Origin of the sequence: Bacteroides sp. AM32-11AC (assembly GCF_003603515.1) — a bacterium.
GTDB classification, from domain to species: Bacteria; Bacteroidota; Bacteroidia; order Bacteroidales; family Bacteroidaceae; genus Bacteroides; species Bacteroides uniformis.
This window is the reverse complement of sequence record NZ_QTNH01000007.1, coordinates 72,019-94,499: the sequence shown is the minus strand read 5'-3', so window position 1 is coordinate 94,499 and position 22,481 is coordinate 72,019. Positions and strand designations below refer to the sequence as shown.

Genomic DNA, 22,481 nt, shown 5'->3' with positions numbered 1-22,481 from the left:
CCCTTTCATACTCTTCCTTCTTTTAAAGGAAGTTAATATCTAAAGGCTACAGTTTATTGCTTAAATAATCCGTCAAACTATCCTCTCTCTCTAAAGCGAACTTCTTACGAAGACGATAACGGATTGTTTCAACTCCACGAACCGAAATGTTCAGCAGAGGTGCTATTTCTTTCGTGGAAAGATTCATCTTTAGATAAGCGCACATCATGCGTTCGTTGTGGGAAAGTTCAGGATGCTTGGCATGAAGACGTTTCATAAAATTGTTATGTATCAAATCGAACTGGTCTTCAATACGCTTCAAAACCTCATCACTCTGTATATTACCGTCTATTTTATTATTAATAAGTATGAGTTGCTGTTTTCCTTCCCGAGCCCCCTCACCCTTCAGCAAGGCGGATACTTTAAGTATCTCTGACTTGATTTCAGTCAGCATTTCATTCTTACGGACAAAGTTTATCATCAGATTGGCCATTTCCTGACTCTTATGTTGCAAATCGTATTCCAATTTTTCTTTCTCCAGCTGCATAATCTGCTTTTCCTGACGGGCTTTCTCCTCTTCGTACTCCCTTTCCATATCGTGCAACTCTTTATCTTTCTCGATTACCGCCTGCTGTTTCTTCCGTTTCACACGGACATCATCCCAACGATAGACATACCATAAGGCAAGCAAAGCCAAGATGATATAACAAACGTATGCAGCAGCACTACGATACCACGGCGGAAGTATACGGAAAGCAATTGTATCCGATGATGTCGTACCGTCAGGAAAGACCGCCTTAACTTCAAACGTATATTCACCTTCCGACAGATTACTATACTCCTTGGTGCGTACCGTTGTAAAATCGGACCAGCTCCCCTTATTCAGACGATATTGAAAACGGACATCATCTCCTACCGCAAAGAGAGAAAGGGCATAGTCAAAACGAACGGAATTCATGGAATAAGCTATCACCGGAACCGGCTTCTCTCCTAAAAAGTTTGCGGTATATACCAATGAATCCTTGGGATAGGACAGATACATGTTCCTTATATATAAGGAATGGCTACGATCCTGACGCTCCCTTACGGCCGGGATACTGAACAAAGCGAAACCTCCTTCATTAGGAACCACCATCAGCGAATCTGAAAGAGGAATAATCGTTTCAAAACCGGGTACCAGTTCAATCAGCGATTGCTGGATGGGATTAATGCTTGTATTCGCCCCCCGCTTATAGGTACCCAGATTGGCAATACAGATTTCGTGAGGGCTCAAACTTATCAACTTATCGTGATACTCCAAAATATGCGAATAGGCCGTGGTGCCATTCAAAAGGTTGTTCATATCCGGACAAGGCTCCATGACATCTTTATGAGGATTATGCTTATAGATTCCCCGGGGAGTGGCAAAATACACCCGGTCTTCTATCTTCGCTATATACATATCACGTCCTACCGGGAAACCATCCTTCGCGCTATATTCCTTTATACGGACAGCTTTTGTCAAATCATTATCCAAATCCACACGGGTAACGTGGTCTGTATTATACACCCAAATCACCTTATCACTTTCCTGCTCAAAAAGACGGCAAGAATCGTTCACACCCTCAATCTTGCCAACCACCTGCCATTCTCCATTCTTTTTCCCAACCAAATAAATACCGTTATATACCCCGACATACATAAGGTCCGTACGTCCTGCCACAAGTTGGCAACACCAGGCGCCGGCAATATCCGTCACACGTTTTACGGAAGTACCATTGATAAGGAAAATACCACGGTCGTGCAGACAGAAGAGTTCATCACCTATACGGCAAAGGTTCCAGACCTGTCCGCTGGATTGGGGCATCGGACGGATATCCGGCAAATCGCCGTTCATCTGTACCGGATACGAGGTGTAATACAAACCCCGATTGGTACCTAAATAAAGATAACCGCCTTCTACCGCCGCCGTATATCCCGTGCCGTAGGAATAAGGATAGGAATAGAGATTCGTAAAAGGAGAACTCAGACAGACGTAGTCAATGCCGCTATCCAGACCGGCCCAGAGGTTTCCGGTCGTATCGAAGGAGACAGAAAGCACCGTATTGTTACGCAAGCCGTTGTTCTCATTGAAATATTTCAGTTGCATGGTGCTGCAATCCACCAGTACCAATCCTTTATGAATGGTTCCCAAGGCAATCTTATCATCCTTTTTGGCTACGCAAAAGACTTCATTCTCACGCATAAACTCTTCGGCACCGGTGACAAACGGTTCCATCGTACGCCCGTCACAATAGTAAAGTCCGTTGTATGCAGTCACCACCAGAACACCTTTCTTATAAGGTATAATGCCACGAATACGCTTGGAAGCCAACGCATCGGCACCCTGAAGAGGGAAAAAAGTGTTTCCAACCAAAAGCCATACGCCTCTGTCCGTACCGATGTAAAGAATACCATTGACCATATTGGAACAGTCTATCTTGGCATTCATTTCAATGGCGGTATATTTGCCGTTCAGGTACTTCACCACGCACCCGTCCCCTTGGAAATACAAGATATTGTCTGTCTCATGGATGCCCCACACATTTCCAAGAAAACGAACGGAACTCTCCAAAGTATCGGACATGCAATGATAGGCCAAAGAACCGTCCGTATCCGGTTCATAATAGCCGAATTCATTGATGCCCCCCACATAAATTCTTTTTTGGGTGGCAGAAGCCAGAACGGAACGCACATCGGAAGCATTGTTCAATGGAAACACATTCCAGACATTGCCATCAAATTGCACCATACCGTTCTTGTTGGCGAAATATACCCACTTGTCATCATAGGGTGCTATCTGCCAAGTCTGGGTCCCCTTACCATAAACACTTTTATCAAAATTGACGATAAAGCTATTCCAGCCGGCAATTGCTTCGACCAAAGGGGGAAAAAGAAAAAGGCAGAAAAAAAGGTAGAATGACAATATGTGTTTGTTCATGCGTATAATGACTATATAGTTAGTTGCACAAAAATAATGCTTATTTTCAAGGTAGCACACAATAGCCTATCTGTTTTTTTGTCCCCGATTATTATTTTCTTCTCAAATGGCAATCTTTTGCATAACTATACTTTAGATTCCGGTATACTAAGAAGTATTCGTCCGACGGCTGTTGAATTATCGTCCGACAGCTGTCGGACGATAATTCAACAGCCGTCGGACGATAAGGTTACATATGTCGGACGAATACTTTCTAGTAAAAGGAATATTTGTCCATCGTAATGCCGGAAAGAATCCGTACCTCCCCTCCAAAGTGTCTATATAAGAAGGCCATGAAGAGGAATAGAACAGAGAATCTAAAAAAACAAATAAAAAAATCGTCACAAGCTATTGCAGATTTCAAAAAAATGTCTACCTTTGCAACCGCAAAACAAAAACGGGTAAGTCCTATACGGCCAGCTCCCTTCGAATCCTCCAGGGCTTGATCGCAGCAAAGGTAGTTGGTTGTAGCGGCGCGATATAGCAAGCTTACCCACCCGCCTCTTTAGCTCAGTTGGCCAGAGCACGTGATTTGTAATCTCGGGGTCGTTGGTTCGAATCCGACAAGAGGCTCGAAAGAAAAGCAGATGATACGAAAGTGTTACCTGCTTTTTTCTTTTTGCCCCGCAAAGAATCCTCTAATTTATTTAAAATCTACACATCGGCTTGCCCTTGAATCCAACTATATTTGTACCTTTGCATATTATTTCTAAGAAAGATGGCAGAAAATAGAGGTTACATGCAACGATACGCAATGCTGTTCGGTACCTATATGGGAGGTTTCTGGATATTGAAGTTCATACTCTTTCCTGTGGGGCTGTCGGTTCCTTTTTTACTTTTCCTTTTCATGGGACTCACGCTATGCGTACCTTTTATGGGATATTATTATGCACGGATGTATCGTAATCAGGTATGCGGAGGCGGCATCAGCTTCCTGCATGCATGGGTATTCACCGTTTTCATGTATATGTTTGCCGCGCTGCTTGCCGCCGTGGCACACTACATCTACTTCAGGTTCATAGACCACGGATATGTGATAAACACGTGCGAAACGATGGTAGACACGCTTGCCCAAAGCAACATGCCGGGAATGGATTCGTACATCGCCACCTATCAGGAAGCTCTGGAGACAGCCCGACTACTCAGCCCTATCGACATTACGCTACAGATGATATCGTCCAATGTATTTTGGGGTTCGATACTGGCTTTCCCCACCGCCTTGTTCGTGATGAGACGCAAGAAAGACGACGCTCCGGCAGAGTGACGGAACAGCAAAAAGAAATGTTATTTCAATTGTAAAATAGAAAAATCATACATCAATGGATATTTCAGTTGTCGTACCACTATATAATGAAGAAGAATCACTCCCCGAACTGTTCGCATGGATTGAGCGGGTGATGAATGCCAACGGTTTTTCATACGAAGTGATTTTCGTGAACGACGGAAGTACCGACCGTTCCTGGCAGGTAATCGAACAATTGCAGGCACAAGCTCCGGACAAGGTACGGGGCATTAAGTTCCGCCGCAACTACGGGAAGTCGCCGGCATTGTTCTGTGGTTTCGAACAAGCACAAGGCGACGTCGTGATAACCATGGACGCCGACCTGCAGGACAGCCCCGACGAAATACCCGAACTCTACCGCATGATTACCCAAGACGGCTATGACCTCGTATCGGGCTGGAAGCAGAAACGTTACGACCCGTTGTCTAAGACCCTCCCCACCAAATTGTTCAATGCCACCGCCCGCAAAGTATCGGGCATCAAAAACCTGCACGACTTTAATTGCGGACTGAAGGCGTATCGCAAAGAGGTGGTCAAGAATATAGAAGTATACGGCGAAATGCACCGCTACATCCCTTACCTGGCCAAGAACGCCGGCTTCAAGAAAATCGGCGAGAAAGTGGTGCACCATCAGGCACGCAAATACGGAAAGACCAAGTTCGGGCTGAACCGTTTTGTAAACGGGTATCTGGACTTGCTTTCCCTTTGGTTCCTTTCCCGGTTCGGCATCAAGCCCATGCACTTTTTCGGATTGCTGGGTTCGCTGATGTTCATCTTCGGCTTCATAGCCGTGGTCATAGTGGGTGTCAGCAAGTTGTACTACATGCACCATGGCATGCCCTACCGCCTTGTGACGGACTCTCCCTACTTCTACCTCTCGTTGACCTCCATGATTATCGGCACACAACTGTTCGTGGCAGGATTCCTCGGAGAGCTGATTTCACGTAATGCCCCGGAACGAAACAAATATCAAATAGAGAAAACCATTTAACGATGAAAAAATTAGTCAGACTTGTCATACTCGGAGCTATCCTTTGCCCGATAATAAGCATAGCTATCTCCTGCTCGGAGGAGGCAGATTGCTCCATGACGGCACGCCCCATGGTGAATTGCATTCTTTATAGAGTAGACCCCGAAACCCAATACGTGGAGAACGACACGCTCGACTCGCTCACCGTCACAGCATACGGCACCGACTCCATCATCATCAACAACCAGAAGAAGGTACACGACATCTCCCTGCCACTGCGCTATACGGAGGATTCCACCAAGCTGATATTCAAGTATAGCCGGACCAAGAGTGACACGATGGTGATACGCCACACCAACACCCCCTATTTCCTATCGATGGATTGCGGCTATCAGATGAAGCAGGCCATCACAAGCGTAACGTGCACCCGCATCTCTCTGGACTCGATATACATCAAAGACAATGAAGCAGGCATCTATGGAAAGGAAAATCTTAAGTTATTCTATTAGTCTGGCACTCTGCCTGCTGATGTTCCTCCCCCTACGGGCGCAGAACGGGAATCCTACCGTCCCCCCCCAGGGAGCACCTCCCAAGAAGGAGAAGAAGGACGCGAAAGAAGAAGTGCACTATCCGTTATACAACGGCATGTCCGTCGGCTTGGACTTGTGGGGAATCGGAAGTTCCGTATTTGGAGGAGATTTCCTGAGTTCCGAAGTGGCCGTGGATGTAAACCTCAAGAACCGCTTCTTCCCTATTGCCGAACTGGGATATGGCTCCACGGACACCTGGAGTGACAAAGGCATACACTACAAAAGCAACGCCCCCTACTTCCGCATAGGAATGGACTATAACACGCTATACAAGAAGCAGCACGGACACATGCTACTCGTAGGCTTGCGTTACGGTGTAAGCAGCTTCAAGTACGATGTAGACGCCTTGGGACTGGACGACCCGATATACGGTGGCATCGTAGGCAATCCGAATCTGGACGACGAGATATGGGGAGGCAGCCTGCCCTATAACCATAAAGGAATGAAAGGCTCCATGCAATGGGCGGAATTTTGTGTCGGTATCCGGGCGCACGTCTGGAAGGCATTGTACATGGGCTGGTCACTACGCTTCAAGTTCAAATTGTCTGCCTCGGCCGATGAATACGGTGACCCGTGGTATGTGCCCGGTTTCGGGAAATATGGCTCCAACACGATGGGAGTAACCTATACGATAACTTATAAACTACCTCTTTAAGCGACTTATGACAGGGTTAGAGATTTGGCTACTGGCCGTAGGACTTGCGATGGATTGTTTCGCCGTTTCTATAGCCAGCGGAATTATATTGAAACGCGCCCGGCTGCGCCCTATGCTGGTGATGGCCATCAGCTTCGGCTTTTTCCAGGCTTTGATGCCTCTGCTGGGATGGATAGGCGCCAGTTTTTTCAGCCACCTGATAGAAAGTATTGACCATTGGATTGCATTCGGTATCCTTGCCTTCCTGGGCGGACGCATGATAATGGAATCCTTCAAGGACGAAGATTGCAAGCACGAGTATGACCCTACCAGCCTGAAGGTGGTGCTCGCTCTGGCCGTGGCAACCAGCATCGATGCATTGGCGGTAGGTGTTTCGTTTGCATTCCTCGGTATCAAGCAATTCTCGGCTATTCTTTCCCCCATCGGCATTATCGGTTTTGTATCATTCGCCTTGTCGATGGTCGGCCTGATGTTCGGCATCCGTTTCGGATGTGGCATAGCCCGCAGACTGCGCGCCGAACTTTGGGGAGGGATTATCCTCGTCATCATCGGTACCAAGATATTGGTAGAGCATCTCTTCTTTTAATTAAAAAGTAAAAACTCAGATAGGATATGGAAAAGAAAGTACAACGGAATTTTTTATGGATTGCCCTACTGGTACTGGGAACCATCTGGATACTTGCCCGCCACAACCAAGTCACTCCTTATCAGACGGATAACGGACTGATATTCGGTACGGTATATAAAGTGACTTATCAATGTGACCAAAATCTGAAGGCGGAGATAGAAGCGGAACTCAAACGTTTCGACGGTTCCTTGTCCCCTTTCAATGACACGGCGACCATTACGCGCATCAACCGCAACGAGGACATTGTGCCCGACACATTCTTTACCAACGTCTTCCGACGTAGCATGGAAATCTCCCGGGAGACCGATGGTGCCTTCGATATCACCGTTGCCCCTCTTGCCAATGCCTGGGGATTTGGGTTCAAGAAGGGTAACTTCCCCGACTCTGCCATGATAGACAGCCTGCTGGAGATGACAGGATACGAAAAAGTAAAATTGTCCGATGAAGGGAAAGTGGTGAAAACAGACTCGCGTATAATGCTCTCGTGCAGCGCTGTGGCAAAAGGATATGCAGTAGATGTCATAGCCCAACTTCTGAAGAAGAAGGGTATCCGCAACTTTATGGTCGATATAGGCGGAGAAGTGGTTGTTCACGGGCAAAACCCTCAAAATGGACCTTGGCGCATCGGTTTGAACAAGCCGATAGACGACTCACTGGCAGTGAACCAGGAACTGCAAGCAGTGCTGCTAGTCACGGATTTAGGCATGGCTACATCGGGCAATTATCGCAACTACTACTATAAAGACGGAAAGAAATATGCGCATACCATCGACCCGCGTACCGGCTATCCGGTACAGCACAGCATCTTGTCAGCCACCGTCATTGCCAAAGATTGCATGAGTGCAGACGCCTATGCCACGGCATTCATGGTGATGGGGCTGGAAGAAGCAGAACGCGTGGCGGATGCACATCCGGATATCGACGCCTGTTTCATTTATACGGATGAAGAAGGAAAGCTTCAAACGTTCTTAACAAAAGGAATGGAGAAGTATATGAAATAATGTGCAAATGCGATTAACCCATCATTTATAAAATACAAAATATACCGCCAGTACCAGACATACAAAAGCGGCAAAATGATTCCAATGCAGCGTTTCCCCCTTGAAAAGAACCGTTGTGAACACCGTAAAGATAATCAAAGTGATTACTTCCTGAATCACTTTGAGTTGCATCAATGAGAACGGGCCTCCATTGCCTAAAAAGCCTATCCGATTGGCCGGAACCTGGCAAGAATACTCTGCCAAAGCTATTACCCAGGAAAACAGCACCACGGCATACAACGGCCAGTTGGAGATGACTTTTGTCTCTTGTAGCTTCAGATGCCCATACCAGGCAAACGTCATGAAAATATTAGATACAATCAATAGCAAAATGGTATAAAATGCTTTCATATAGTGATTAATGATTAGTGATTAATGATTAATGATTAATGATTGCAGGCAGCAATTCCTCTTGCACATTCGTCATACTCCCCCATAGACTATAGCGTGCCTCAGGATTCATTTCCTCCAATTGTTTCAGAATGCCTTTCATTGCACTACGGCTGGATTGTGACTCATACGGACAATTCTTCACCTGCTTACGATACCCCCTCACTTGCGCCAACTCCATCAAATCCGCCTCATGTACCAGACACATCGGACGGATAATCGTCATATCAAACTTCTTCATTACCAGCCGGGGGGGCATAGAGCTGAACGCTCCCTGATAGGTGATATTCATCAGCAAGGTCTCCAGAATATCATCCATGTGATGGCCTAACGCGATTTTATTGCATCCCTGCTCCTTGGCTACGGTAAATAATGCCTTCCGCCTATTCCAAGAGCAAAGAAAACAAGGAGACTTGCGGGTATCTGTCGTGGCATCAAACTCCGTTTCAAAGAGAACAAAAGGCACTCCCCACGACTCTACGTACTCCCTCAGATAGTCCACATCGCTTTGATAAGGTATATTCTTCATCACTACATGTACGGCGACAACGGAAAAACGGGGTTTATAGACACGGGCACGCCGTGCCAACAATTCCACCAGCGCCAAAGAGTCCTTGCCTCCCGAAAGCCCGATAAGAATCTTATCGCCGTCCTCTATCAGCCCATATTCCACCACACCTTTGCTAAACCGCTTGTCTATGCGGCGCAACATCTTTTCTTCTTCAGTAAATCGTGCCATTGATACGAGTTATGAGTTATAAGTTATGAATTATAGCTCTTCCGGTTGCAAAAGTAAGGCAAAAGAACGATTTAAAGAAGAATTAACAAAATAGAATTACGGAAACCAGCTTTATTCACGATAAATTTGTATTTTTGACCTTCTGAACAATCAGCATGTATCAATATGAATAAAAAATATATCCTTTTCTTTCTATTCGGCCTTTTGAGCATAACAATTTCCGCACAAAGCCTGGCAGAAGCCAAAGCCTTGTACGAGAAGGGAGAATACGAAGAAGCCAAGCCCACTTTCAAGAAACTCGTCAAGACACAACCTGGCAATGGAAATTACAACCTATGGTACGGTGTATGTTGCCTGGAAACCGGCGAACCCGCAGAAGCCTTGAAACACCTGGAAAGCGCCGTCAAGAGACGCGTCCCCAGCGGGCAACTCTATTTGGCCCGGGCATACAATGATTTATATCGGTTCGAAGAAGCCATCGAGACTTATGAGACCTACATTTCCGACCTGAGAAAGAGAAAACGCTCCACCGAAGAGGCCGAACAATTATTGGAAAAAAGCAAATCCAACTTGCGCATGCTGAAAGGCGTGGAAGAGGTCTGCTTCATCGACAGCTTTGTGGTAGACAAGGAAAAATTCCTGGATGCATACAAAATCAGCCCCGAATCGGGCAAGCTGTTCATGTACGACACCTACTTCAATGATTCCGGTAAGGAAGGCGGAACGGTATACGAAACGGAGCTGGGCAATAAGCTATATTATAGCGAAATGCAACCGGACAGCACCCTCAGTATCCTTTCGCGCAACAAGTTGCTGGACAAATGGAGTGATGGCAGCTTGTTGCCCGGAAGCATCAACGAGGCCATGAATGCAGACTATCCCTATGTACTTACGGACGGTATCACTATCTACTATGCTTCGGATGGCCCTGGCTCGATGGGAGGATATGATATTTTCGTCACCCGTTACAATACGAATACCGACTCCTATCTGATGCCGGAAAATGTGGGCATGCCGTTCAATTCGCCCTACAACGACTATATGTACGTCATCGACGAATTCAACGACTTGGGATGGTTTGCCTCCGACCGCTACCAGCCGGAAGGCAAAGTGTGCATCTATGTATTCATTCCCAACTCATCCAAGCAAGTGTACAACTACGAAGGGATGGACCCGGACAAGATGATATCATTGGCGCAACTTCACTCTATCAAGGACACATGGACGGACACCGATGCGGTAGAGGCCGCCCAAGAAAGACTTCGGACTGCTGCCAACGCAAAGCCGCAGACCACCAAGAAGCATGATTTCCAATTCATCATTGACGACCACTCCACCTACTACCAGCTGGACGATTTCCGCTCCCCGCAGGCCAAAGCCTCGTATGGCAAATACAATCAGCTGGAGCAGAGCTACAAACAACTGCAGGAGAAACTGGAAGATATGCGTTCGGAATACTCCCGAGCCAACAAGCAGGAAAAGGACAAGATGTCCGCCGCCATCCTCGACCTGGAGCAACGTGTACGGCAATTGTCCACTGAGATGGAGCAAACTGCCATTCAAGTGCGCAACCTGGAAAAACAAGCCACCAAATAAAGACAACTATGGATATACTCATTATCGCCTCATTGATTATAGGAGCAGTAATCTTGTTCTTAGTGGAATTATTCGTAATTCCGGGCATCAGCGTTGCCGGTTTTCTGGCAGGAGGTTGCATCATCTTTGCCAACTACTATGCCTTTGCCTATATGGGCACCACGGCAGGTGTCATTACGCTTATCATATCTGCCCTGGCTTGTATCGGCTCGTTGGTATGGTTCATGCGCTCCAAGACACTCGACAAAATTGCATTGAAAAAAAACATCACCTCCAAAGTAGACCGTAGTGCCGAGGAAAAAGTCAAGGTAGGCGATATAGGCGTAACCACTACCCGCCTGGCTCTTATCGGCTATGCCGAAATCAACGGAGACATCGTGGAAGTAAAGTCATCAGACGGCTTCCTGAACGAAAAGACTCCGATTATCGTAGACCGTATTGCCGACGGAGTCCTCTTAGTGGAACGGCTCAAGCAGTGAAATTTCTGAAATCAACCTATTATTTATAACTAACAATTAATATTTAATCTCATGGATCCAAGCACAATGTATTTAACCGCCTTCCTCATTATAGGAGGCATTATTTTCCTGGTACTTTTCTTCCATTATGTACCGTTCTTCTTGTGGCTGTCTGCCAAAGTATCGGGAGTAAACATCTCGCTGGTACAACTTTTCCTGATGCGCATCCGTAATGTCCCTCCTTATATCATTGTGCCCGGCATGATTGAAGCTCATAAAGCAGGATTGCAAAACATCACGCGCGACGAACTGGAAGCGCACTACCTTGCCGGAGGTCACGTAGAGCGGGTGGTACACGCACTGGTATCCGCCTCTAAAGCCAATATCGAGCTGCCGTTCCAGATGGCAACCGCCATCGACCTTGCCGGCCGTGACGTATTCGAAGCCGTACAGATGTCCGTTAACCCCAAAGTAATTGACACCCCTCCCGTGACAGCTGTTGCCAAAGACGGTATCCAGCTGATTGCCAAGGCCCGTGTAACGGTGCGCGCCAATATCCGCCAATTGGTGGGCGGTGCCGGAGAAGACACGATTCTGGCCCGTGTAGGCGAGGGTATTGTGTCTTCCATCGGTTCGTCAGAGAATCATAAGTCTGTATTGGAGAATCCGGATTCTATCTCCAAACTGGTATTGCGCAAGGGGTTGGATGCCGGAACAGCATTCGAAATTCTGTCCATTGACATTGCTGATATTGACATAGGTAAGAATATCGGTGCCGCCCTGCAGATAGACCAAGCCAATGCCGACAAGAACATTGCTCAAGCCAAGGCAGAGGAACGCCGCGCCATGGCCGTAGCCACAGAGCAGGAAATGAAGGCAAAGGCCCAGGAAGCCCGTGCCAAAGTTATCGAGGCAGAAGCGGAAGTACCCAAGGCCATGGCCGAAGCATTCCGCAACGGCAATCTGGGTATCATGGACTATTACCGGATGAAGAATATAGAAGCCGACACTTCCATGCGCGAAAACATTGCCAAACCGACGACGGGCAATACCAGCCAGCCGTTGAGTAAATAACCCGGAAAGTAACTGACGAAACGCCGGAACCGGTGAACAAGAATCGGTTCCCGGCGTTTCTATTTATAAACAAAAGATTAAAGCCTCAAGCATATGAAGAAATATTTCGCCTCTTCCGAACTGATCATCAATGAAGACGGTTCTGTATTTCATCTTCACGTAAAGCCCGAATGGCTGGCAGACAAAGTCATCTTGGTAGGCGACCCCGGACGGGTGGCACTGGTTGCCTCCCATTTCGAGAACAAGGAATGTGAAGTGGAAAGCCGCGAGTTCAAGACTATCACCGGTACTTACCAGGGGAAACGTATTACGGTGGTTTCCACCGGTATCGGATGTGACAACATCGATATCGTGATGAACGAACTGGATGCCCTGGCAAACATCGATTTCGAGACGCGCGAAGAAAAGCCCCATCTGCGTAGCCTTGAGCTGGTACGTATCGGCACCTGCGGCGGCTTGCAACCCTACACTCCGGTAGGCACATTCGTATGTTCTGAAAAGTCCATTGGTTTCGATGGGCTGCTCAACTTCTATGCCGGACGCAACTCCGTGTGCGACCTGCCCATGGAGCGTGCCTTCCTCAACCATATGGGATGGTCCGGCAACATGTGTGCCCCTGCCCTCTACGTCATTGATGCAAGCACTGAACTGATAGACCGCATCGCACAAAACGACATGGTACGTGGCGTAACGATTGCCGCCGGGGGCTTCTTCGGACCTCAAGGACGCGAGTTACGCGTGCCGCTTGCCGACCCACATCAGAATGAGAAGATTGAAAAATTTGAATACAACGGCTACCGTATTACCAACTTCGAGATGGAAAGTTCTGCCCTGGCAGGCTTGAGCCGTCTGATGGGGCACAAGGCCATGACGGTATGCATGGTCATTGCCAACCGCCTGATAAAAGAAGCTAACACGGGATACAAGAATACGATAGATACTCTTATCAAAACAGTACTCGACCGTATCTAAGTATCCTTCAAGAAATGCTCCTCCCTTTCCTTCAGCCAATCCTAGGAGTAGGGTTTAGTAATGACTTCATCACATCCTGCCTGACGTGCCCGTTGCTGGTCTGTATAGTGTAGCAATGTCCTGCTATACCCACAATGGGCACAGAGGCGGATTAGGCTTTATAAGCATCTATCCATTATCGATTTGCACAAAGTTACGATAAAAGCCCATAAGTTGAATCACCATCTCTCTTTTTTGTAAAGAAACCATTATCTTTGCTGAATAAAAATAAGCCGGATAAAATGAACCAAGATACCATTTGTGCCATAGCCACCGCCCAAGGGGGAGCCATAGGATGCATCCGTGTCTCCGGACCGGATGCCATAGAGATAACATCCCGCATATTTACCCCTGCCCGGAAGGGGAAGAAGCTGAAGGATGCCAAGCCATACACACTTATCTTCGGTCATATCCATGAAGAAGAAAACATCATAGACGAAGTACTTGTAAGCTTATTCCGTGCCCCCCACTCGTACACGGGCGAGGATAGCACGGAAATCATGTGCCACGGTTCGAGCTATATTCTTCAGAAGGTGTTGCAATTGCTCATCGGCAATGGTTGCCGCCTGGCCGCTCCCGGTGAGTACACGCAACGGGCCTTCTTGGGCGGCAAAATGGACCTAAGCCAGGCCGAAGCCGTGGCCGACCTCATCGCCTCCACCTCTGCCGCCACTCACCGCCTCGCCATGAGCCAAATGCGCGGTGGGTTCAGTAAAGAGCTGGCCTCACTACGCGACCAATTGCTGCACTTCACATCACTCATAGAACTGGAGCTGGACTTCAGCGACCACGAAGAACTGGAATTTGCCGACCGCTCCGAGCTATGTCTCCTAGCAGACGGCATAGAGCAGGTAATTTCCCGTTTAGTACAATCCTTCAGTGTAGGCAATGCCATCAAGAACGGCGTGCCCGTAGCCATCATCGGCGAAACGAACGCTGGTAAATCCACCCTGTTGAATGCACTACTAAACGAGGAACGAGCCATTGTAAGCGACATACACGGGACAACCCGCGATGTGATAGAAGACACAGTCAATCTTGGCGGGATAACTTTCCGGTTTATTGATACGGCAGGCATACGCGAAACGAGCGACACCATCGAGAGCCTAGGAATTGAGCGAACCTTCCAGAAATTGGAGCAGGCGGAAATCGTGCTCTGGGTAGTTGATGCCACGAATGCCGTCTCACGGATACCACAACTAACTGCCCAGATACTTCCCCGTTGCGAAGGGAAACGGCTCATTCTCGTATTCAACAAGGCCGATCTGGTGCAGGATGCCTCAACCATCCTCACCCCCAGTTTCACCCTGGCCGCTACTAATGTGCAATGCATCTCCATCTCTGCCAAAGGGCGTACCAACCTCGACAAGCTTCAGCAAATGCTAATCTCTGCCGCTAACCTGCCCACGGTTACCCAAAACGATGTCATTGTCACGAATATACGCCACTACGAGGCTTTGACCCATGCCTTGGAAGCCATCCACCGGGTCCAACAAGGGCTAGCAGAAAATCTATCCGGAGATTTTGTTTCACAAGATATCCGCGAATGTATTTTCCATCTAAGCGATATTGCGGGGGAAGTTACGAACGACATGGTACTTGGGAATATTTTTGAACATTTTTGCATCGGCAAATAAGTGGTGATTACCAACGATTAGCATATATCATCAACGATTATCAAGGCGTTCATTTTGAGCGCCTTTCTTTTTAGCCTTATAAGCGATGGTTATCGTTTATAGGGCTTTTTCAGCTCATTTTTGTACCGCATTTGTTACTCGCTTGTTACTCTCCGATTTTAGGTCGGAAAGGTCGTGGACACACTGGTACGTCATGGTACGTGGTGGTACGCAATGAAACATATTTGGCGAAATAAACGGATAAATAATGAGTAGTAAAATCGACATTCAGAAAAGATGTAAGTGGTGTAATGCTGTTTTCACAGCCCATAAGACCACCACAGAGTATTGTTCACACCGATGCGCCAATCTTGCCTATAAAGACAGGGTTAGGAAACAGCGCATTGAAAGTCTGCAACATGAATTAGAGAAAAGCATAAAGACACCTCCTAATTTGAACAAGGAGTATCTTACTCCATCAGAAGTAGCCGAGTTATTAAATATTGGGCGTACTTCTATATATCGCTATATCCGCAATGGAACAATCAAAGTAATCCGATTTGAAAGGAAAACGCTTGTTCGCAGAGCCGATATAGAAGACATGACAGACTTTATTGTTCAAGAAGCAGAGAACAAACAACCAAAAGAGAAAGCCCCTATCACCGACTTCTACACCACAGCAGAAGTGAAAGAGAAATACCATGTAAACGAATCATGGATATTCTTAGTAGCCAAGAAGAACAACATTCCTCGGACTTTCAATCGTGGCAAAACTTACTGGAGTAAGAAACATATTGACGCTTACTTTTCCAAGAAAGCCCCGAATCCTGACATTACCGAATGGTATAGCTCCCAAGAAATGCAGGAGAAGTTCGGCATGACCTTATCCGCCATCTACTGTTTTGTTTCCAAAAATGCTATCCCGAAGAAGAAAGAGGGCATCATGGTGTACTATTCCAAGAAGCATGTGGATATAGCGAAGGGCATTGCAGCCCCCGAAGAACCGCAATATTATACGGTAGCCGAAGCGATGGAGAAGTTCAACCTTACCCGTGACCAGCTCTATCACTATGCGAAGTACCATAATATCCCCAAGGTCAAGAAAGGCAAATACACACTTATCTCCAAGTCTGAACTGGATAAGTTGCTTGCAGCCCCAAAGATTGAATAAGTTATTTTTCGGTGAATGTACCCACCATTGAATCACCATATTCCTTTGCACCAAACAAATGTAAAATTCTAAATATTAAACAGTATGTCACACACGTGTACAAAAGTAACAGTTCGTCAGAGAGCGATTCGGAATAATCGCATCTCCTTGTATCTGGATTATTATCCGGCAGTCCGTAATCCTGAGACTATGCAGATGAGCCGCAGGGAATACCTCGGCATCTACATCTATGCCCATCCGAAAAACGAAATGGAACGGGAGTTCAACAACGATATGTTGAACAAGGCAGAGGCTATCCGGTGCATCAGAGTGCAATCGCTCATCAATGAAGAGTTTGGCTTCTTGGATAAGACCAAACAGAAAGCCGACTTCCTCGCCTACTTCAAGAAGATGTGCCGGAACAAAGACCAAAAATGGCAATTCGTCTATCAGCATTTCTACAACTTCGTCAAGGGACAATGTACCTTTGGTGATGTGAATGTGGACTTGTGTAAGAAGTTCCGTGAATACTTGCTGAATGCCAAACAACTAAAACACAGCAACCGTCCCATATCTCTCAATTCAGCATCCGGCTACTACTCTACTTTCAGAGGATTGTTGAAGATTGCCTATCGGGACAAATGGTTTCGTGAGAACATCAATGATTACCTTGATAAGATTGAGCCACAAGATGTGAAGAAAGAGTATCTGACATTGGACGAGGTAAAACAACTCGCTGCCACTCCTTGCGACATCCCCGTATTGAAAGCAGCCTCTTTGTTCGCTTGTCTAACGGGCTTACGCATCAGTGACATTCTCAACCTGCAATGGGAAGATTTCACTATTGCTCCCGATCAAGGCTATTGCTTGCGTATCAGAACACAGAAAACACAAACAGAAGCGACACTTCCCATCAGTTACGAAGCCTACGAACTATGCGGAACACCCGGAACAGGCAAAGTATTCAAGGAGTTGAAACGGAGTATGATTAATTATCCGCTGAAAAGCTGGCTCAAAAAGGCAGGAATAACGAAACCGATAACCTTTCACGGATTCAGACATTCGTATGCGGTCATACAAATATCCTTGGGTACAGATATTTACACCGTTTCAAAGATGCTGACGCACAAGAACGTGTCCACAACTCAGATTTATGCTGATTTGGTCAATTCCAAGAAGCGAGAGACAGCCAATAAAATATCACTCAAATAGATATAACTATGAAACAAGGAATCATAACCAACAACGGACAAGGCATCTATATTTCCGATGGTGAGATATGGATGACCTCTTGGGAGATAGCAGACTTGTTTTATACAACGGCTGGGACTATTCACGCAGCAATCAAAAGAATCCTGAAATCTAATGTTTTGAAGAGCCACGAAGTTTGTAAATACCTCAAATTGGAGAATGGGAACAATGCCGATGTGTATAATCTCGATATAGTTATAGCCCTATCCTATCAAATAGACACCGGGCATTCCGCTGCATTTAGGAAATGGCTAATAAACAAAGTCACTCGTAAACAAGATTACAACCTCCTGTTATATCTCAACAAGGGTACAAACCAGACATTGTATTGCTAATAAGCTATATCTCTATACTCTATTGATTATCTGCATTGTTTCACCCCAAATGATGCAGATAATTTCTGTTTTTAAGATACACCAGCCTATTTACCTAACTATTTTCATCCAAAAACAAGAAATTTGCAATGCGCTTATTATTAGGAGTGTAACATGGTGAAAAGTAATGAAATATATCGTCAAAAGCTCATTGACAAGCAAAACTATGGGTTTTCTCAAAAATTAATCCTATATATTTGCACACAAACGATTAATACATCTCACTATGGAACAGAGAAAGATAGAACATATAACATTGCATCTGATTATTTTTGGTACAATCGCAATCATTGGTGTTTTAGCTCGCCAAACAGTACTTCACTATGGTTGGGACGAGTTCAGCAGCTACCTCATTTTGGTGGTATGTTCCATTATCATGGGAGCTATCTATCTCAATCTACAAATAATATTCGGGCAAATCCTTTCACCTACAATAGAAAAGTGCTTCATGAGATTTGAGTGCTATCGCAATAAAGCGGTAGTAATTGAAGTTCCAATAGAACAGCAGGAACTTATTGAAAGCACCATAGATACAGAACCTATCGTTTCTGAATCTGAACCAGAAATCGAAACTACATCTGACACCACAGAAGAAGTTTCAACTCTCTCGCTTTCGGAATCCAATGAAGACATGGCAGTATTTCCAAAGGAGGAAATCCCTTCAGCCTCTATTAGCAACATCCCTATTGAGGTGCTTAATCAACCATCAGAATATGAGATTTCCCGAGCAAATGCTATGGCTGAGAAAGAACGAGCATCACAAGAAAAACTTGATAAGGTTCTCACATATACGAAACAAAACTTGGTTCTCTACCTTAGCGAAACTGACCTCAATCGTCTATGTGGATATATTACAGAATATTACTTGTCAGATACTATGCCCAAAGTCGAGCAGATAAAGGTTGATGCCCAATTAAAAACCATTGACATCATGCACTTCGGATGGAATATCGGTAAGGCATTCGGCAAACCACGTTTACAGACTGCCACATTTATAAAGAGGGTATTTGCTCACACCCTCCGTGATTCGGAAATATCCACCATTGAGCGCAAAATGTCGCACACGGAATCAGAGTGCAAGATTAAATTGAACGGAAACATAGCATAAACACTATAACTTAACATTGAATAAAGAAAATATTGAAAGCAATTTATCTGACATTTTAACAATATCTTGTAGATTGTTTTTATACGCTATTTCTTTTATGCTTCGTATGGGTTCCAATATTTCATCATTTTTCTTTTTCTCCGTTGTATTCATCACAGACAAAAGTGAAGCCAGATATTGATGTATATTTTTGCATAACGTGACAAGTTGCAGAATTTGCATTAATTCTTTTGGATGATCCATTTTGTTAGCACAATGCCATCTATCACTAATATTTAATTTACTACCTTCCCTATAATGAGTATATAAATTCCTCCTAGTACTATCAAAATGCGATGTCAAAATCTTAAGATTTCTCTCTATATCATTTGATAATGGAGTTGACTTATATTCAGGGATTGTTTTAATTCTATTCCATATACTATTCTGTCTTCGCTCTTCATTATAACCATATAAATGAGTTAAAGCAGCAGTCTCAATTCTATATACGTACATAAAACAAATTGATCGCTCTGTATTACTTTGAGCATTTAGATAACTATCCATTGAACAGATTAAATCATATCTCATAAAACTAACAGCTAATTGCATCTCTACGAGTGATCTCATTTCTATAAGCCTATTGTAATCAATCTGCCTTGATTTTAGATATTCAATTATTTTTTCACAAGTATCAAATAGTCGCTTCATAGACTCTATATCATTCCACGCATTTGCTATTTGATGTGAAATCATAATGTCAAGTTCTTCTTTGTTATTAAAAGCCTCTGCAACTTTAGCATTTAAAATATCTTGAATATTAAATTCAAAACTACTCTTACGAATATCCTCTTTATCAATGTGATTTAATCCTTCTTTAATCATTTGCAAAATCGGAGATACGTATTTTAATATCATGTCGTGTATCAATAATTGCTCACTGATTCTACGTACATATACGTCTTCATCATTTAAAGCAAGCAACTTTTTGTACATGATATTAGGTTCATCATAATGAGCTGTCATAGATCTCAATCCGACATTACACTTCATGCCAAGCTGACGAACCTTTTCTAAAACATTTTTCAATTCTAATGAATTGTAATGTTGTTCATTAAGATAATGTATTAGGTTAGCTAATACTCCGTTCTGATCTTTACCACCTAAATATATACACCATTCATATTGTGATAAATTGATCATCTGCATATGGTAGCGTTTAACGTATGTGTTACTGCTTGACAACATTTCTTTCAAATTGCTACACACTTCACATATCCCTAAAAGACTACCGCTTAACAATTCAAGTACTAATTGCAAATAATTTCCCTGCAATTTGTTATTACATATCTCAACTTTTATCAGTTCAGTATCATGCAATAAACATTCTGAATCTGCAATCGTTTTTTTAGCATTGCTTATCAAGATATTAATAGTCTCCTCATTTGCAATTATTCGCACCTTTTTCATACTCAAACTTTTTATCCTACAAAGTTAGCGAAAAAACATATCACACAGTGATTTACACACGGCTATTTCATTATAACCCATCTAACATTTTGTGAAAATCATCTCTTACCTCATAATATAATTACCAACAATTACCATAAGTGGCATCACAAAACGCCCCATACTTACTTATAATCAAATATTTACCACGACCAATCACTATCAAAAAGTTATTCATCAGTTATATTTTGGTGAATGATTCCACCATTGAAACACCTGTTTCCTTTGCCGTCGAACAATTAAAAACGATTGGCGTATGCAAAAAGAAACAGTAACATTTGATAAGCTGCCCGAAGCGGTAGGTTATCTGACCGAACAGGTCATCGAGTTGAAAAAGATGGTAGCGGAACTCCAGCCACAGCCATCCGACAAACATGTATTGGTGGAAATTGAGGATGCTTGCCGTATCATCCGAAAAGCCAAGCCTACCATATATACATTGGTACGCAAAGGGCTACTTCCGGCTTACAAGAAAGGCAAGAAACTCTATTTCTATGAGGACGAGCTTCTTGCTTGGATTGAAAACGGACGGAGAAAAACTGCCGAGCAGACATACGAGGAGATGCTTGCCAATATGCAGAGCGGTGTCCGCCACAAGCCTAAATCATCGGTACAATTTTAATGGGTTGGGCTATGGATACATATTCTATTAATCCGGCATCCATCATTGATGAAGCGATTGATTTAAGCACAAGATTGTCTGGTACGGCATTCCCTATCAGCATATTTCCATCGAGAATCCAACGCATCATCCGTGAGGTACACGAGTGCCATAACTACCCTACCGACTACATTGCCGCAGCCATCCTTACGGCAATAGCAGTCGGCATAGGCAACACACACCTTGCCCAAATCAAGCAAGGCTGGACGGAAAGCCCTATCCTGTATATGGCATTGATTGGAAGACCGGGAGCGAACAAAAGCCATCCGCTCAGCTTTGCGATGAAGCCGTTTCTTGATTATGACTACCGACAGAATCAGGAATTTGAAAAGGCTCTTGCCAAATACGATGAGCTGATGAGCATGAGCCGCAAGGAACGTGCGGAAAGCGGTGGAGGGCAATTTCTACAAGAACCTATCCGCAAACGCTTCTTGGTTTCGGATGTAACGCCCGAAGGGTTGAGCCTCATTCATGCACAAAACAAACGTGGATTGTGTTTGTGGGCTGATGAATTGTCCGCTTGGTTCAAGAATTTCAACCGCTATAACAACGGTTCGGAAGAACAGTTTTGGCTCTCAGTGTTCAGTGCCAAGACTACCATGTCCGACCGCAAGAATGCCAAGAGTTCCATCTTCATCAAGCGTCCGTACATATCGGTCATTGGTACTATCCAAAAGAAAATCTTGAACGAGTTGGCTAAAGGTGAACGCTCCAGCAACGGATTTATCGACCGCATTCTGTTTGTAATGCCTAATCTGCAACAGAAGGCACGATGGAATGATAAAGAATTGCCAGAAGATATAGAGCAAGAATGGAATGCCATTATTGACAGACTGATACAATCAGAGTGCTACCTCAATGAGCATGGAGAAATTGAACCGCAAATTCTCTTCTTCTCAGAGGATGCCAAGAGACGACTTTACGAGTGGCAGCACCATTTCTCTGAGTTGTGCGACCGGGAAACAAACGACACCATTGTGAGTATCTATTGCAAGTTAGAGATATACATCATCCGCTTTTGCCTGATTATCCAACTGGCACGATGGACTTGCGGAGAGTGCGACAAGGCGTGTATAGACCTGCTGACGGTGGAGAGAGCCATTAAACTGACGGAGTATTTCAAAGAGTCCGCATTGAGCGTACAAAATATTCTGAATGAGAATGCCCTCAACAGTCAGCAACAGGCGATAGTCAATCTGCTGCCTCCTTCTTTCACTACTGCCCAAGCTATACAGGTAGCCGAGCAAAACGGAATGAAGGAACGGACATTTCAACGCTTTCTCAATGACAATATCGGAACATTGTTCCGCAAAGAGAAGCATGGAGAATATTCAAAGATTAACCCGTGACATTTTTGTCGGTTTTGACACTTTCCAAACGAAAACGACAATAACGACAAAAGTGACACACCTAAAAAGAAACA

The 22,481-nt window shown here is 44.8% G+C and carries 21 protein-coding genes and 1 tRNA gene; 18 read left to right on the top strand and 4 right to left on the bottom strand.

Features of this window, described 5'->3' with window-relative positions:
• Positions 1-46: 46 nt before the first annotated feature.
• On the bottom strand, positions 47-2,938 hold the full coding sequence (locus tag DW800_RS09350) for a triple tyrosine motif-containing protein (protein WP_009036780.1): 2,892 nt from the start codon (positions 2,936-2,938) through the stop codon (positions 47-49).
• 538 nt (positions 2,939-3,476) lie between these two features.
• Here DW800_RS09350 and DW800_RS09340 point away from each other — a divergent pair.
• From DW800_RS09340 to DW800_RS09310, 7 genes are all read left to right on the top strand, one after another.
• Positions 3,477-3,550: transfer RNA gene (locus DW800_RS09340), tRNA-Thr, on the top strand.
• A 145-nt stretch (positions 3,551-3,695) separates the two neighbouring features.
• The gene (locus tag DW800_RS09335) at positions 3,696-4,241 is read left to right on the top strand and encodes a DUF4199 domain-containing protein (protein ID WP_005835919.1); all 546 of its coding nucleotides are present in this window, start codon (positions 3,696-3,698) and stop codon (positions 4,239-4,241) included.
• A gap of 55 nt (positions 4,242-4,296) precedes the next feature.
• On the top strand, positions 4,297-5,250 hold the full coding sequence (locus DW800_RS09330) for a glycosyltransferase family 2 protein (protein WP_005826846.1): 954 nt from the start codon (positions 4,297-4,299) through the stop codon (positions 5,248-5,250).
• Between the two features lie 2 nt (positions 5,251-5,252).
• On the top strand, positions 5,253-5,738 hold the full coding sequence (locus tag DW800_RS09325; protein WP_008663766.1) for a DUF6452 family protein: 486 nt from the start codon (positions 5,253-5,255) through the stop codon (positions 5,736-5,738).
• The gene (locus DW800_RS09320; protein WP_008663768.1) at positions 5,707-6,474 is read left to right on the top strand and encodes a DUF6048 family protein; all 768 of its coding nucleotides are present in this window, start codon (positions 5,707-5,709) and stop codon (positions 6,472-6,474) included. The genes DW800_RS09325 and DW800_RS09320 overlap by 32 nt, the downstream gene beginning before the upstream one ends.
• 7 nt (positions 6,475-6,481) lie before the next feature.
• Positions 6,482-7,060, top strand: coding sequence for a manganese efflux pump MntP family protein (locus DW800_RS09315; protein WP_005826852.1), 579 nt, complete (start codon positions 6,482-6,484; stop codon positions 7,058-7,060).
• Positions 7,061-7,086: 26 nt separating this feature from the next.
• Complete coding sequence (locus DW800_RS09310) at positions 7,087-8,103, top strand: FAD:protein FMN transferase (protein WP_005826854.1); 1,017 nt, start codon at positions 7,087-7,089, stop codon at positions 8,101-8,103.
• Between the two features lie 21 nt (positions 8,104-8,124).
• Here the strand turns inward: DW800_RS09310 and DW800_RS09305 are convergent, their stop codons facing one another.
• Positions 8,125-8,493, bottom strand: a complete 369-nt coding sequence (locus DW800_RS09305; protein WP_005826856.1) for a DMT family protein — start codon at positions 8,491-8,493, stop codon at positions 8,125-8,127.
• A 28-nt stretch (positions 8,494-8,521) separates the two neighbouring features.
• Positions 8,522-9,271 carry an ATP-binding protein gene (locus DW800_RS09300; RefSeq protein WP_005826857.1) on the bottom strand — a complete coding sequence of 250 codons (750 nt, stop codon included), beginning with the start codon at positions 9,269-9,271 and terminating at the stop codon, positions 8,522-8,524.
• A gap of 165 nt (positions 9,272-9,436) precedes the next feature.
• On the opposite strand from DW800_RS09300, the gene DW800_RS09295 reads away from it, so the two are divergent.
• The 9 genes from DW800_RS09295 to DW800_RS09255 all read left to right on the top strand — a co-directional run bounded on the left by DW800_RS09295 (position 9,437) and on the right by DW800_RS09255 (position 18,909).
• Entirely contained in the window at positions 9,437-10,867 is a 1,431-nt protein-coding gene (locus DW800_RS09295) for a tetratricopeptide repeat protein (protein ID WP_005826860.1), read from the top strand.
• Between the two features lie 8 nt (positions 10,868-10,875).
• Entirely contained in the window at positions 10,876-11,346 is a 471-nt protein-coding gene (locus DW800_RS09290; RefSeq protein ID WP_005826862.1) for an NfeD family protein, read from the top strand.
• Positions 11,347-11,397: 51 nt separating this feature from the next.
• Positions 11,398-12,399: a flotillin-like protein FloA gene (gene floA, locus DW800_RS09285; RefSeq protein WP_005826863.1), complete on the top strand. Its 1,002-nt coding sequence runs from the start codon at positions 11,398-11,400 to the stop codon at positions 12,397-12,399.
• A gap of 93 nt (positions 12,400-12,492) precedes the next feature.
• On the top strand, positions 12,493-13,371 hold the full coding sequence (locus DW800_RS09280; RefSeq protein WP_008663776.1) for a nucleoside phosphorylase: 879 nt from the start codon (positions 12,493-12,495) through the stop codon (positions 13,369-13,371).
• Between the two features lie 281 nt (positions 13,372-13,652).
• Complete coding sequence (mnmE, locus tag DW800_RS09275) at positions 13,653-15,047, top strand: tRNA uridine-5-carboxymethylaminomethyl(34) synthesis GTPase MnmE (protein ID WP_117703627.1); 1,395 nt, start codon at positions 13,653-13,655, stop codon at positions 15,045-15,047.
• Between the two features lie 247 nt (positions 15,048-15,294).
• Positions 15,295-16,197: a helix-turn-helix domain-containing protein gene (locus DW800_RS09270; RefSeq protein WP_119958009.1), complete on the top strand. Its 903-nt coding sequence runs from the start codon at positions 15,295-15,297 to the stop codon at positions 16,195-16,197.
• An 84-nt stretch (positions 16,198-16,281) separates the two neighbouring features.
• Entirely contained in the window at positions 16,282-17,388 is a 1,107-nt protein-coding gene (locus DW800_RS09265; RefSeq protein ID WP_119958008.1) for a tyrosine-type recombinase/integrase, read from the top strand.
• 8 nt (positions 17,389-17,396) lie between these two features.
• Positions 17,397-17,762, top strand: coding sequence for a lipofamily protein (locus DW800_RS09260; RefSeq protein ID WP_119958007.1), 366 nt, complete (start codon positions 17,397-17,399; stop codon positions 17,760-17,762).
• 265 nt (positions 17,763-18,027) lie between these two features.
• Entirely contained in the window at positions 18,028-18,909 is an 882-nt protein-coding gene (locus DW800_RS09255) for a mobilization protein (protein ID WP_119958006.1), read from the top strand.
• 3 nt (positions 18,910-18,912) lie between these two features.
• On the opposite strand, the gene DW800_RS09250 is transcribed toward DW800_RS09255, so the two are convergent.
• Positions 18,913-20,358, bottom strand: coding sequence for a hypothetical protein (locus DW800_RS09250; RefSeq protein WP_119958005.1), 1,446 nt, complete (start codon positions 20,356-20,358; stop codon positions 18,913-18,915).
• A gap of 295 nt (positions 20,359-20,653) precedes the next feature.
• On the opposite strand from DW800_RS09250, the gene DW800_RS09245 reads away from it, so the two are divergent.
• Both DW800_RS09245 and DW800_RS09240 read left to right on the top strand, forming a co-directional pair.
• Positions 20,654-21,019 carry a helix-turn-helix domain-containing protein gene (locus DW800_RS09245; RefSeq protein ID WP_042986096.1) on the top strand — a complete coding sequence of 122 codons (366 nt, stop codon included), beginning with the start codon at positions 20,654-20,656 and terminating at the stop codon, positions 21,017-21,019.
• An 11-nt stretch (positions 21,020-21,030) separates the two neighbouring features.
• Positions 21,031-22,407 (top strand): DUF3987 domain-containing protein, encoded by a 1,377-nt coding sequence (locus DW800_RS09240; protein ID WP_119958028.1) that lies wholly within the window; start codon positions 21,031-21,033, stop codon positions 22,405-22,407.
• The last annotated feature ends 74 nt before the right edge of the window (positions 22,408-22,481 follow it).